Genomic DNA, 14,142 nt, shown 5'->3' on the forward strand with positions numbered 1-14,142 from the left:
AATAGCGAATTTTTTGCCTAGCTATCAACCCGTTTTTCCTGCCTCAAAATAGACCGCTTAATTAAGCGAATTGGTATAAGTCTGGATGATGAAGTGAAAAGTAAAGTTTAAAAACCGACTATGCTTGTGCGTAGTTTGATTTATTACCTAACCAGCGGTGAATAAGAGGGTCTATATGCTGAGGGTATTGCTTAAGCATTTGTTGTGCGATGGGCCTTACTTGATTGAGTGTTTGTTTATCGCGTGTTAAATCAGCGATTTTGAATTCGGCTAAACCGGTTTGTTTAGTTCCAAGTACTTCACCTGGGCCGCGTATTTCTAAATCACGCTCTGCTATAACAAAGCCATCGTTACTATCGCGCAGTACTCCTAATCGCTTCTGTGCAGTCTGAGAAAGTGGTGCATGGTATAAAAGAACGCAATGCGATGCGGTTGCCCCACGTCCTACACGGCCTCGTAATTGGTGAAGCTGTGCTAAACCTAAGCGCTCTGGGTTTTCAATAATAATTAGGCTCGCATTGGGGACATCAACACCGACCTCGATTACGGTTGTTGCGACAAGTACATGAATGTTCCCCGTTTTAAACTCACTCATAATGGCTTGCTTTTCAGTGGCTTTCATTCTCCCATGGACTAAACCAATATTAAGTTCAGGTAAGGCTTCTTTTAATTGTAAAGCACTGTCTTCAGCTGCTTGGCATTGTAATACTTCAGACTCGTCTATAAGAGTACATACCCAGTAAACTTGTCGACCTTGTTCATTACAGGCAAGTTTCACTCGACTAATGATGTCATCTCTGCGGGTATCAGGGATGGCAACAGTGGTAATTGGTGTTCTTCCTGGTGGTAATTCGTCGATCACTGAGGTTTCTAAATCGGCATAAGCAGTCATCGCGAGCGTACGTGGTATAGGTGTTGCTGTCATTACTAGTTGATGTGGATAACAATCACCAAAGCGCCCTTTTTCACGCAGTGATAAACGTTGATGAACCCCAAAGCGATGTTGCTCATCAATAATGATAAGTACGAGATTGTTAAATTTTACTTCATCTTGAAATAAAGCATGGGTACCCACAATCATCTGCGCTTCACCAGAGGCGATCATTGCAAGGGTATTAACTCGCTCTTTTCCTTTTGTTTTACCGCCTAGCCAAGCAACCGATATTCCAAGGTTTTCAAACCAGCTGGAAAAGTTTATCCCGTGTTGCTCTGATAATATCTCTGTTGGCGCCATTAATGCGACCTGATAGCCTTGTGCTATCGCAGTTAAAGCGCTCAGGGCTGCGACTAATGTTTTACCAGAGCCTACATCCCCTTGGACAAGTCGCATCATAGGGTAAGCGTGTTGCATGTCTGTTTTAATTTCTGATACTACACGGCTTTGTGCATTGGTTGGCGCAAAGGGTAATTGTGCTAGAAATTGCGCTTCTAATGGATTAGTGGGCTCAAGGGCAATAGCCTTAACTTGTTGTCCTTGCTCTCTTACTCTTAAGAGGCTGAGATTTTGAGCCAACAACTCTTCAAAAACGAGCCGTTGTTGTGCTGGGTGAGTCCCTTGTTCAAGCGCAATTATATCAACATCATTAGGGGGGCGATGCAGTAGTAATAACGCATCACTTAACGGTAGTTGCGATGGTTGCCATTGTTGAGGTAGTAGCTCTTCTACTGCGTATTTTTGAAGCAATTCTATTGCCTGTTCACTCAACGCCCTAATAGAGAGTTGCTTTAAACCTTCGGTTGTTGAATAGACTGGCGTAAGTGTTGATGATGTTGGTTGCTGTTCAAAAGTGTCGCTAATACTGTATTCAGGATGACTCATTTCAAAGCCAACACGTCCGCGACGTATTTCGCCAAAACAGCGAATTATTTTACCCGCGCTAAATGCGTTTTTTTGTGCTGCGGTAAAATTAAAAAATCGTAGAGTTAACCTAGCTGTCCCATCATTTATTTGGCAAACCAGCATACGCTTTTTACCAAAGGTAATTTGGCTTGTTTCAATGGTTGCTTGAACCGTTACATGGCTATGTGCGGTGAGCTCACTAATAGCATAAATACGCGTTCTGTCTTCATACCTTAGCGGTAAATGAAAAAGCATATCTTGTACTGTGGTGATGCCTAGCTTTAAAAGTCGTTCAGCCATTTTAGGGCCTACGCCTTTAAGTTCTGTGATTGGGTATTGGCTTAAGCTAGGTTTAGACAAAGTAGGCTCAATTATTGTTATTTAGTGAGTTAAGTGTACTTATACACTGTATATGCATCAAGTATGTTTTAATGCCTGCCAAAATTGTTCATCCGCAACGATTTCGCCATGCTCATTAAGTGCGGGATAAGGTAAGTTCTTTTGCTTACACTGCCTTGCAATAATTGGGTGGCAGCCTTCAAAATACATTGGATGTTTTATTTCTTCACTCAGCATATTTCTATTATATAACCCAGCTAACTCACGTTGACGTTGTGCTTCGAATAAGATTAATGCTGCTGCAACGGATACATTTAACGATTGCACCATGCCTTGCATTGGAATAATAATGTTTTGATCTGCATATTCGAGCGCTTTTTCTGAGATCCCCGTTTTTTCTTGGCCGACAATAATTGCAGTGGGTTTAGTGTAATCAATTTCTCTAAAATCGACGGCATCTTCACTTAAATGAGTTGCCAAAATTTGTACATCAGGGTTATGAGCACGGATACTGGCTGCGGCATCATCTATATTTCTGTGAAGGTGTGTGTCTAACCAGTTCTTACTGCCACCTGAGGTATTATTGGTTAGCCACTTTTGCTTTTCTGGCCAGACTGCATGCACATGATGGCAACCAACAGCATCGGCCGTTCTGACTATGGCAGATAAGTTATGGTGTTTATGTACGTCTTCTAAACACACGGTAAGATCGGTTTGACGACGTGAAAGTACACTTTCAATTCTTTGATAACGAGTTTGCTGCATGGGAGTCCTCTTTTTCGGCAAATTATACGAGATTTTTCACCTTAAGGCACCACTGTTCGGCTAATCGGGTTTTGTAATGAGATAAGGGTTTCGGTTGACTGAATAGCTTCTATTGCTTGTATTTTATTGATCAACACATCTTGTAGATGATCGATCGATCGAGTCATTACTTTAATAAAAATACTGTAATTACCGGTGGTGTAATATGCTTCAACAACCTCTTCTAATGATTCAAGCTTAATCAGAGTTTGTGGGTAGTCTCTGGCATTATTTAAATTAATGCCGATAAAACAACATACATCGTAGCCAAGCTGTTTGGTATTAATGGTTAATTGGGTACCTGTAATGATCCCCGCTTGTTTCATTTTTTCAATCCGCACATGAATTGTTCCTGCACTGACACCGAAACGCTTTGCTAATTCAGCATAGGGTGTACGTGCATTATCCATTAATGCATGCAGAATCTGTTTGTCTAGATTATCGATTTGATAATTTTCCATAGGTTTAGTTGCTTTGTATTATTGTATTTAATGTTTTTATACCATTTTTTTAATGATTTTAATATCGTAAAGCTATTTTTGTTATGGGTTATTGAATTAAACCGTTTAATTGTTACGATAACCATATTGAAGCGCTACTAAGCGCTGAGTCGCCAATACAATAACTGGGAATGAGGCCAATTATTATGAGTTCACACTATGTGCAGCAGCAGCAGCAAATAAGTAAAGTTAAACAGTTTTTTTCACAGCAATTAGAGCAAAAGTTAGGCTTAATTGAAGTACAGGCACCTATTTTAGCTAAAGTAGGTGACGGTACTCAGGATAACTTAAGTGGACACGAGAACGCTGTTGCGGTGAATGTTAAAGCCATTACAGATAGCCGTTATGAAGTCGTGCATTCGTTAGCAAAGTGGAAACGTAAAACTTTGGGCGAGTATGGTTTCTCTAAAGGTGAAGGAATTTACACGCAAATGAAAGCGTTGCGACCTGATGAAGATTCATTAAGTCCAATCCATTCTGTGTATGTTGATCAGTGGGATTGGGAACAAGTTATTTGTGAAAGTACGCAGCGTTCTTTATCTACTTTGAAGCAAACGGTTGAAACTATTTACCAAGGTATTAAAGCTACTGAGAAATATGTTAGTGACAGCTTTGGTTTAACACCATTTTTACCCACAGAGATTACTTTTGTACATAGTGAAGCATTACGTAAAATGTACCCAGATTTTACAGCCAAGCAGCGTGAAAAGGCGATTACTCAAGAATATGGCGCTGTATTTTTAATTGGTATTGGGGGAGCATTGAGTGATGGCAAAATTCATGATGTGAGAGCGCCAGATTACGACGATTGGTCAACCCCGACATGCGAGCAGTACATGGGATTAAATGGTGATATTTTAGTATGGAACCCAGTGCTTGAAGACGCTTTCGAAATCTCATCGATGGGAATTCGTGTAAGCCCTGAAGTATTGCAAACTCAATTAAGTATTACGGGAGACGAAGACCGTTTAGAGTTTGACTGGCATAAGGCATTGCTAGAAAGTAAGCTTCCACAGACAATTGGCGGTGGTATTGGTCAATCTCGTTTAGCGATGCTGTTATTACAAAAACAACATATAGGGCAAGTGCAGGTAGGTGTGTGGCCAGCGCAAACCTATACAAGTGTAGACGGTTTACTATAAAAAGTTGGGGCTGTTACTAACAGCCCCTTATTATTAAGTTTTAAATTCAATTTCTATTTTATTATTTTCTAACTTAACACTACTCGGTGGGAAGTTACGGGTCGTTTTAAGCAGTTTATTGAAGATATGGATCTCTACACCCGAATGTAGAACGCTATTCACAGTCAACATGGCTTCATCGAGTAACGTATTCAGTTTTTGCTCTAAACCTGCTACCTGCTTTTCTAATTGTTCTGCTTGCTGACTATGGTGTAGCTGCGTGGTGCCAATTTTATTTATGAGTTCATTTTTTTTATCTGCATCTTTAATTAAATCTGCTTTTTCTAAAGCCGCTTGTAAACTATCAACTTGTTCATTTGTTGCTGTTAGTTCACTAAAAGATTTATCAATCTCTTTGGTCATTTCAGTGGCTGAAGCCGCTAAATTAATTACCATTTTAGCGCCAGATTCATTACCTATCTCGCCGGCAATCAGTTTAGTGGCATCTAGAATTTCACCCCCAAAGAGCTTTCCTTTAGGTAACTCTGATTGACCAATTTGTATTGTACTCTTTGCTTTCATTGAGCTGTGGCTAGCTTGACGTTCAAGCAGAATGTTATTAGCTTCAATGTAACAATATTGAGAGTGTGAGGCATGGACATCGCCTGCGCATATTATTCTACAAGACAGTGATTTATCTTCAGGCTTTTGATGGCCAATTACCCCTTGTTTTACAGTTATATCGCCTCCTGCGGTTAATTCGCCAGATTCAACCGTACCAAAAACGGTAATGTCGCCCGTTGCATTAATACGCATTCCTGGCTCTACATTTTTACTCACTATCACACTGCCTTCAAAGTCGATATGCCCTGTTTTTACCGACACATCGTTGACAGTAAAAATATCGTCAACACGCATGCCATTATTTATTTCAACCGGCACGCCAGCAATCGTAGAGAGTAATTCCATCGGATTATTTTTTGAGATTTCAGTGCCCTCACCTGCAATTAGAGTATGAACCTCTCCGGGTTTTGCAGGTAATACATCGCCTAACACGGTAAACCCTTCTTGGCCTGGTGTAGCGGGTTGTTGCTGTACTAGTAACTCACCTGGTTTTACACTTGCTAACTTACCAAAGTCACGCATATCTACACTGCCATCTTCTTTTAATTTAGGGGCTTTGAGACGATCTTTAAGTGTTTGAACCATTGCGTTAAATTTAGTTGGTTTACCGTCTATAGGTAAGCGCCCTTTGGCGAGTGGACCACTGACTACGGAGCCAGGTGGGAGTTCAGATTGCTTTTGTAAAAGTTGCTCTAAAAATGCTTGTTTATAACCTCTTGCGACGTGCGCTTTAACTAATTCTTTTTTAGCTTCATCAAAACTCAGTGTTGCTCCCCCTTTAGCAAGAGTGAGCGTGCCCGTGGCTAGCATTTTATCATCACTTATCTCCACGCTTAAGGTGGCATCATGACGTGTTGCAACAACTAATATACGTTCAGGTGTTGCACTGCTGAAATAGTTATTTATGGCGTCATGATTGATTTCACACTCGCTGTAAGGCGATTGTTCAATTGCTTCAATGATAAAAGCAGCACTGGCGGGTGCAGATTTACTCGTATCGAGCAATACATTGCCATTATGAGCAAGCTTAAACACAAGTTATCCTTTTCTACTACTAAAGTAAGGTTTAATAAAATAACGTGATTACAGAGTGCTAGAATTTTAGTTTTGAGTCAAGAATTCATCAAAGTGTAGTTACAGATTGGAATAAAAGCTATGAGCGGCGCTCATAGCTTATAGAGGTTAGTTTGTTGAAGGAAGTTCCATAATGCCGTCTATTTCTACTTGTACACCTTTAGGTAGTGCACGAACGCCAATAGCAGCGCGAGCAGGATAAGGCTGTTTAAAATATTGGCTCATTACTTCGTTAACAATGGCAAAATTTGAAAGATCAGTAAGGTAAATATTTACTTTTACTAAATCTTGAATGGTGCCGCCAGCTTCTTCACAAACCGCACAAATATTTTTAAATACTTGGTGTGTTTGCTCGCTAAAGTCTTCAGATATAACGTCCATTGTTTCAGGGACAAGTGGAATTTGCCCAGATAAATAAACCGCTGTGCCCACTTTTACTGCTTGGCTGTATGTGCCAATCGCTGCAGGTGCTTTATCCGTTGATATAAATGCTTTATTCATGATGTTCCTATTTTATTTTTTACGATAGACTTTTTGTACATCCGGCATCACACGTATACGACGCATGATATTAGCGACATGGATACGGTTTTTAACTGTGATCCCTAAGTCTATCACGTATAAATTACTTTCTTTTTCATCGGTAGCTATTTCTACAATATTGGCCTGTGTCGTTGCGACCACATTGGTTAATTTAGCCAGCGCACCTTGGTGGTTAATAATTTCTACTCGTAAAGCCGCAATGTATTCTTTTTCTGGATTATCATCCCATTTTACGACTAGGTATTTTGAACGATCATTTTCCCAGCCACGAATGTTCTTACACTCTTGGCGATGAACCGTTAAACCTTTACCCTGGCTGACATGAGCTGTAATAGCGTCTCCAGGCACTGGACGACAACATTTTGAATAATTAACTAACATACCTTCAGTGCCAATAATGGTCGCTTTTGCACGTTTAGCAATATCGTTTAAATCATCGTTGTCGTTTTGTAATAAGCGTTTGGCAATCAGCATGCTCATTAAATTACCTGAGCCAATTTCTACCAGTAGCTCTAAGGTTGAAGAGAGTTCATGCTCCTCAAGCACTCGCGTAATATTTTCAGCTGGCAGGTTATCAAACTTGTTTTCACCTAGGGCTGAATCAAGTAAGCGACGACCTAATAATAATGCTTCTTCATGCTGTTGGCTTTTAAGGTAGTTACGTACGCCCAGTCGCGCTTTACCAGTAACAATAAAGTTAAGCCATGTTGCGTTAGGATGAGCGCCTGAGCTAGTAATAATTTCTATTGTTTGCCCAGTATCAATGGCTTTACTTAAAGGATAAGGTTTACGATTAACGCGTGCGCCTACACAAGTATTACCAACATCAGTATGAACGGCATAAGCAAAATCGACCGCAGTCGCGCCCATAGGCAGTTCAACGATGCGACCATCTGGGGTAAAGACATAAATTTCTTCAGGGAAGAGTTCGGTTTTAACGTTTTCAACAAACTCAAATGATGATCCCGCACTTTGCTGTAACTCTAGTAAGCTTTGCATCCATTGGCGAGCACGCTGCTGCGCAGTGTGACCCGCATTGTCGCCAGACTTTTTATACATCCAGTGAGCCGCGACTCCTTTGTCTGCCATGTGATCCATATCGTGAGTACGGATTTGAATTTCAACAGGAATACCATGCGGGCCAACCAAAGAAGTATGTAATGATTGGTAACCATTAGTTTTTGGCACGGCAATATAGTCTTTAAAGCGGGTCTCAATTGGCTTATATAAGTTATGAGCAACGCCGAGTACACGATAACAGGTGTCCATAGAATCCACCGCAATACGAAAAGCGTAAATATCCATGACTTCGTTAAACAGTAACTCTTTGTTAAGCATTTTTTTATAAATACTGTATAGATGCTTTTCACGGCCTGATACGGTGGCCTTTATGCCAGACTCTTCAAGGCGTGCTTCAATTTCTGTTTGAATATTTGAAATAACTTCTTTGCGATTTCCACGCGCTTTAGCCACTTCAGATTTAAGTGCACGATGACGCATTGGATACAGCGCTTGAAAACCTAAGTCTTCTAGCTCATTTTTTATATCATGAATACCTAAACGATTAGCTATCGGCGCATAAATTTCTAGAGTTTCGCGAGCAATACGGCGGCGTTTATCAGGGCGAAGTGCGCCTAATGTTCGCATGTTATGCGTTCTATCAGCCAACTTGATTAAAATAACCCGAATATCTTGGGTCATTGCCATAATCATTTTTCGATAGTTTTCAGCTTGAAACTCTTTTTTATCTTTAAAGCTTAACTTATCAAGCTTGCTCACACCTTCAACGAGTTCAGCCACCGTTTCACCAAATATTTCAGCTAAATCTTGTTGGCTAAAATCGGTATCTTCAATCACATCGTGCATCAATGCTGCCATGAGCGTTTCATGGTCAAGGTGCATGCTAGCTAGTATCTGAGTTACTTCAACGGGGTGAGTAATGTAAGGTTCGCCACTTGAGCGAGTTTGACCTTCATGGGCCTCTCGGGCTACCACATAGGCTTTTTGAACTAGCTCAACATCGTCAGCTGGCAAGTATTTTGAGATTTTCTTTTTAAGACCTTCAAAAAGATACATTCACACTCCAATGTTCTCGTGAAGCAAATAAGTTAGGATAAGTTACGAATATACGATGAAAACAAAGGATTGCCAACGGCTATAGTTGAAATACTATGCCGTTAGCTAAATCAAACCGGGCGGTTGATTATTGGTTGCCACCAACAATGGCAGCAACAGCAGCTAGTTCTGCCGCTTCTTGATGTTGTTGTTCTTCACGGTCAATAACATCCATTGAAGAATTATCAACTAAACCAAGTTCGATTTCACGTAAAGCAACAACTGTTGGCTTATCGTTCTCAGGATCTACTAGTGGATCTTTACCACCAACAGCAATTTGGCGGGCACGACGGGCCGCAACTAAAATTAAGTCAAAACGATTACCAATTGCATCTACTGCATCTTCAACTGTTACGCGAGCCATCTTAGCACTCCAAAATAATTTAAAAGCAAAGGCGTAGTTTACTGCACGCAGCAGGTTTCGCCAATAGCCAGTGGTTAATTTTTATCTGTTTTAGGGCATGAACACCTAATTAATCTTAATTTAGATTATTTGAGTAGCTCATTAATTAAAGTTTGATGACGCGTTGTTTGCGCTTTTAGCGTTAATCGCTGTGCAATAGCAATACTTTCTATCTCACTCAAAGCAGTATCAAAATCATCATTCACAACAACAAAGTCATACTCATCGTAATGAGAGGTTTCTGATTGAGCTTGTGTCATACGCCCGGCAATAATTTCAGCTGAGTCTTGGCCACGGTTATTTAAACGTTGCTCTAGCTCTTGCTTTGACGGCGGTAAAATAAAGATAGTTTTTACGTCATCCATTATTTCTCGAACTTGGCGAGCGCCTTGCCAATCAATATCTAAAAACACATCAATGCCAGCGGCGAGTTGCTCTTCAATAGCTTGCTTAGAAGTACCGTAATAATTGTCAAATACTTGTGCCCATTCAAAAAAGTCATCTTTGGCAATTAGTGCCTTAAACTCATCAACCGATACAAAATGATAATGTTCCGCATTGTTTTCACCAGGGCGCGGTGCGCGGGTGGTGTGTGATACCGATACTTTCATATCAGCATGTTTTTTCAGTAATGCATTTATTAAGCTCGATTTACCCGCCCCAGAAGGCGCAGATAAAATAAATAAGTTTCCGCGAGAGTGTGCCATTATTTTCTCTATCTAAAAATAAACAGGCTCGAACTATAAACAGCTCAAGCCTTCAATTATTATATTGTACTTTATTTAGCTAATTATGCTCAAGTGAGTGGTAAAGCCAAAAAAGTTACTCAATATTCTGGATCTATCCCGTGAATGGGAGAAAAAGTTCTAAATTTTCCAATTATTTAATTCGGTCTAAAATGATTAAGTCACCACTTTGGTCACCAGTTCGAAGACATTCGATGCCATATCTCATCACTTACTCAATAGTCATAATAGTACAAGTTTATAGTTCTTGTCATGTATTTCATTAATCATTATTTAGCCTTCCATCGAAGTCTCGATGGCAATATCTATATGATGAGAAGTATTGATGTATCTGTATTTACAGCTGATAGAACAATCGGGAATGTATAAGGTTATTTATTGATTTTGTGGTGTCTCAGAAAATGATTGGCCGCTAATTCCGGCTCTAAAATAGAAATGTAGATGTATTATTAATGCTGTTATTTGTCTCTACATTCTATTTTGCAAAATCAAAAGTTTTGCAGTGTTAGCAGTTCTTTCTCACTGCCATGTATGGATTTTTTATGCTGCTTTTGCCTCCATAGTGATGAACTTAACCTCAGAGTCTAGATTAGCTAAAGGCAATACAATTCCAGCCATTAGCTCATATGCAACTTTACGCTGGGTTCTTCTATTCGATAGGTCATAAATTTTTAAGCGTTTTCTTTTTTTATGATTTAGACAACGCTGAGTAACTTCTTCGGCGATTTCATTATCATTTGCAGTACTTGTGAAGGTTCTTCTTAAGTCATGTATCCAAAACTTACGTACACCAGCGCTACCTAAAGGGTTATCAAATTTAACAGTCTTTGTTGAGTACTTACTAAAAAACTTGGACAACATAGTGTTTAAAGTGCTTTCCGACAAATGCCCTGATTGTGAATCACGTTTTGTAGGAAACATAAATTCACTGTCATTGACATTTAAAGCTTTCAAAGCGCAGAAATAAGGCATTACATCATCCGGAACATCTAATGTGATAACTTCTTCACCTAGTTTTGTTGGTCTAACTATCCACTCTTGCTTCTCAAAATTGAAATCTTTCCATTTTGAAGAAATAAGCTCTGATTTTCTAAAACCGAAAATCAAATATAAAACCATTGCTATTTTATTCGAAAGTGGAGCTTGTTTTGGATACTGATTTAATACATCAAACGTTTTTTCAATTTCAGACTCACTCAAGAAAATTTGTCTTTCCTGTGGATCACCACCTGCATTTTTTTCAATAGTTAAATGAGATGTAACATTCTCTAATATTAATTTGTGATCTGATGCATAGCGAAAAACGCTGTGAAAAAAATACAGAGTTTTTCGAGCTATACTTTTTCGGTCTTGCTTTACAAGTGAAATTAATAGCTTCTCCATATCATACCTCGTAATTTCACCTAGCAATTTATTTCCTAAAATTGGTTGGATATCTGCTTTATATATTTCTTTTTGCTTCTTATACTTACGAGTAGTGGTAGATAAAAATCTAACTATCAAATCATCAAGAGTTTCAATTTCACTGTGCTCTTGCATTAAAGGGTTTTTACCATCAGCTAATGCTTTTTGGACCTTTACTGACTTTGAAATTGCAGCCTCATAATTTTTAAAGTATGGATTATTTTCACCATACACCGCCCATTTTCGCTCGTATCTTTTTCTTTGAAATTGAAACCTTAAAAACCAAACTCCCACATTAGGAGAGGTGATTTTTAAATAGATATTTGAAGCAACGTAATAGATCCCTCGTTTTCCAGCTTTAAGAAGCTTTTTGATTGCCTTTTCTTTGTGAATTTCTTTCTTTTTTGGTTTTTCTATCTCTGCCATTTTAGCCTCGCTATTTGTAGTTAATTGGCAGAGATATGAAATCATATGGGAGCAAAAGAAGCTAATAGCAGCTTAGTATACTTTTGTATTTTTAAATTTATCAGTGGGTTAGTTATGCTTGTGAGGTGCAGTTTGAATGGTTAGATTTTAGATGGAAGTTGAATGCTTGATTTTTTATTATAAATGCTTAATAAAAATTAGTATTTTAATTGCCATAAAATTACTTTTAATTATGTAGTAAAAATCCTGTTGAAATATAAGATTAATATTGATACTGTTTTTATATACAGTTTTTGTGGGCAGGGTATGTTAAAGAGTAACTATTTTTAACTTCGTAAAAATCCTCAATCTTTAACCTCTGTGATGCTCACGCACCAAATTAGCAAGCTGCTCACGCAGACATTAATAAACATAAGACGAAGTCTTATGGATAAAACGCGCTAGGACAGAATTCAGATTTCGTCATAACTACAAGTGGTAAAAAGTTATGACAAAAAATAGTCAAATCCGAAAATATAATCTCGTTTCTAAATTCAACAAACAAGAATACTCGTTAATCCTTAATGCTTTTGATGAGTCGGGTTTCAGTACACTAGGTCACTTTCATAGAGAAACGTTACTTAATTCCTTGAAGGAGCAAGACGCCCCATATAAGTCATGTGACGTTCCTCCTATCAATGCCAAATATGCAAGGCAGCTGTTACAAACTCTTCAAGATCTCCACCAGTTAGTTGAGCACTTAAATCAATCTTTAGTTGAAGATAATAATTCAGAAGGAAGAAGAATATATTTAAACAATGCAATTCAGCTAGTGTATGACACCGCCAAGCACTCCTTGAATTGGTTTAGGTTTTTCTCTGGTAAATACAATCATGTAATCGAAGATATAGCCCTCGAGACATTATCTTCAGAGGCCCTTACTGACTTAGCTCAATTGAAAGCAGCTAGGGAGCGTTCAAAATGATCGTAGAGCACATGAAAAATAGCAAAGGCGATAACAGAGGCAGAGTTAAAGAGTTGATTAGGTACATATGCGGAAAAACTAAGCATTGTCGAGACTCTGCTGGGCAAAACATTACAAAAGACGTTATCGATTATGTTGGATGTAGCGTAAGCCTTCCGTTGATCAACCCTATGATCAGTCAAGTTGATGGACTTTATAAAAAGCTCGACATAGAAAGAGTTGACCTCGAACCCTTAATAGAAGAATTTTTGAAATCAGAGGCAAACAATAACCGGGTTAAACAACCTTTTGAGCACTTTATTATTTCGCTGAAAGAGAACGAATCGCTCAATCTTGCGAAATGGAATTTGTTAATTGCGGACATTGCTAAAGAACTTGGGTTTAATGATCACCACTGGGTAGCGTTTAGACATTTAGATACAGACAACGAACACTGTCATCTTGTTTGTTCTACCATATCAAATGCAGCTCCTTTTAAGCGACTAGTGTTGGGCAATAGTTTTAAAAAAATCGCATTCGCAAGAAAAAAATTAGAGAAAAAGTACAACCTATCTACTGATATCTCACCTTATGTGGATGGCATCGGTACAAAGATCAATAATGCTAAGTACAAAACCCGAAAACAAACAATCAGAACTGCAATTGATCAAGTCTTAAATAGCTCAACGGGTATAGAGCTACCGAAATTAATTGAACAGCTAAATAACATCGGGATAGGAAGCTATGTTCAAACCCGAAATGGTGATGTCCGAGGGATTTCTTTCTCGATTGGCTCATTTAAATGCAGCGGCTCTAAGCTTGGTATTGGCTATAGCTGGAAACAACTCCAAGTTCGAGGAGTTAGATATAGCTCTGTGCTTCACCAAAACCGCATTGAACAATCTAACATGGTTGAAAAAGATATAATGGGTGAAATTGAAAAGTACTCATTGCCGCGCATCCAACCTACTAACAAAACTAATTTGGTCATAAAAGTATTTTCGATGGCTTTCACACCTAGTAAAACAGGAAAGAAAAGCAAAAATAGACAGAGATATTCCCAGTGGGGAATATGGATGATAAGGCACAAGAATTTTAAAGGAATGACCAAAAAACAAATTGAAAATCACATTCTATTTCAACGAATGCTGAGAAAGCTGCTCGCGCTTTATTTTAATTGGCTTTGTAGTGGTCAACTAATTTTGGCCACAGTTTTAGAATCTTGGTATCTAACCTCAGATTCATTTGGTGCTAAACTTG

Annotated in this window: 12 protein-coding genes; 3 read left to right on the forward strand and 9 right to left on the reverse strand. The window is 38.8% G+C overall.

What is annotated here, in order from left to right:
- Positions 1-118 precede the first annotated feature (118 nt).
- Genes recG through asnC form a run of 3 tightly spaced genes read right to left on the reverse strand, consistent with a single transcriptional unit; the run spans position 119 to position 3,444 of the window.
- Positions 119-2,200, reverse strand: a complete 2,082-nt coding sequence (recG, locus tag QL984_RS17585) for an ATP-dependent DNA helicase RecG (RefSeq protein ID WP_138764194.1) — start codon at positions 2,198-2,200, stop codon at positions 119-121.
- A gap of 57 nt (positions 2,201-2,257) precedes the next feature.
- Entirely contained in the window at positions 2,258-2,944 is a 687-nt protein-coding gene (gene trmH / locus QL984_RS17590) for a tRNA (guanosine(18)-2'-O)-methyltransferase TrmH (protein ID WP_036957258.1), read from the reverse strand.
- Between the two features lie 41 nt (positions 2,945-2,985).
- On the reverse strand, positions 2,986-3,444 hold the full coding sequence (asnC, locus tag QL984_RS17595) for a transcriptional regulator AsnC (RefSeq protein WP_013466068.1): 459 nt from the start codon (positions 3,442-3,444) through the stop codon (positions 2,986-2,988).
- 185 nt (positions 3,445-3,629) lie between these two features.
- Here asnC and asnA point away from each other — a divergent pair, with 185 nt between their 5' ends.
- Positions 3,630-4,625 (forward strand): aspartate--ammonia ligase, encoded by a 996-nt coding sequence (gene asnA, locus QL984_RS17600; protein WP_013466066.1) that lies wholly within the window; start codon positions 3,630-3,632, stop codon positions 4,623-4,625.
- Between the two features lie 33 nt (positions 4,626-4,658).
- Here asnA and QL984_RS17605 read toward each other — a convergent pair whose 3' ends face one another.
- From QL984_RS17605 to QL984_RS17630, 6 genes are all read right to left on the reverse strand, one after another.
- The gene (locus QL984_RS17605; RefSeq protein ID WP_013466065.1) at positions 4,659-6,263 is read right to left on the reverse strand and encodes a FapA family protein; all 1,605 of its coding nucleotides are present in this window, start codon (positions 6,261-6,263) and stop codon (positions 4,659-4,661) included.
- 147 nt (positions 6,264-6,410) lie between these two features.
- Complete coding sequence (locus tag QL984_RS17610; RefSeq protein ID WP_013466064.1) at positions 6,411-6,803, reverse strand: RidA family protein; 393 nt, start codon at positions 6,801-6,803, stop codon at positions 6,411-6,413.
- 12 nt (positions 6,804-6,815) lie between these two features.
- Positions 6,816-8,921 (reverse strand): bifunctional GTP diphosphokinase/guanosine-3',5'-bis pyrophosphate 3'-pyrophosphohydrolase, encoded by a 2,106-nt coding sequence (gene spoT, locus QL984_RS17615; protein ID WP_013466063.1) that lies wholly within the window; start codon positions 8,919-8,921, stop codon positions 6,816-6,818.
- Positions 8,922-9,048: 127 nt separating this feature from the next.
- The gene (gene rpoZ / locus QL984_RS17620; protein WP_008108220.1) at positions 9,049-9,324 is read right to left on the reverse strand and encodes a DNA-directed RNA polymerase subunit omega; all 276 of its coding nucleotides are present in this window, start codon (positions 9,322-9,324) and stop codon (positions 9,049-9,051) included.
- Positions 9,325-9,449: 125 nt separating this feature from the next.
- Complete coding sequence (gmk, locus tag QL984_RS17625) at positions 9,450-10,070, reverse strand: guanylate kinase (RefSeq protein WP_036957252.1); 621 nt, start codon at positions 10,068-10,070, stop codon at positions 9,450-9,452.
- Positions 10,071-10,649: 579 nt separating this feature from the next.
- Positions 10,650-11,939, reverse strand: a complete 1,290-nt coding sequence (locus tag QL984_RS17630; RefSeq protein ID WP_171046532.1) for a tyrosine-type recombinase/integrase — start codon at positions 11,937-11,939, stop codon at positions 10,650-10,652.
- 487 nt (positions 11,940-12,426) lie between these two features.
- Here QL984_RS17630 and QL984_RS17635 point away from each other — a divergent pair, with 487 nt between their 5' ends.
- Together QL984_RS17635 and QL984_RS17640 are read left to right on the forward strand one after the other, a co-directional pair.
- A complete protein-coding gene (locus tag QL984_RS17635) occupies positions 12,427-12,903 on the forward strand; it encodes a hypothetical protein (RefSeq protein WP_138764196.1) in 477 nt (158 codons plus the stop codon).
- Positions 12,900-14,142, forward strand: a 1,243-nt coding sequence (locus QL984_RS17640) for a relaxase/mobilization nuclease domain-containing protein (RefSeq protein WP_290173119.1), incomplete at its 3' end; no start/stop codon positions are given. The genes QL984_RS17635 and QL984_RS17640, both read left to right, overlap by 4 nt.

This window comes from Pseudoalteromonas sp. APC 3495 (assembly GCF_030407645.1).
GTDB classification, from domain to species: domain Bacteria; phylum Pseudomonadota; class Gammaproteobacteria; order Enterobacterales; family Alteromonadaceae; genus Pseudoalteromonas; species Pseudoalteromonas tetraodonis.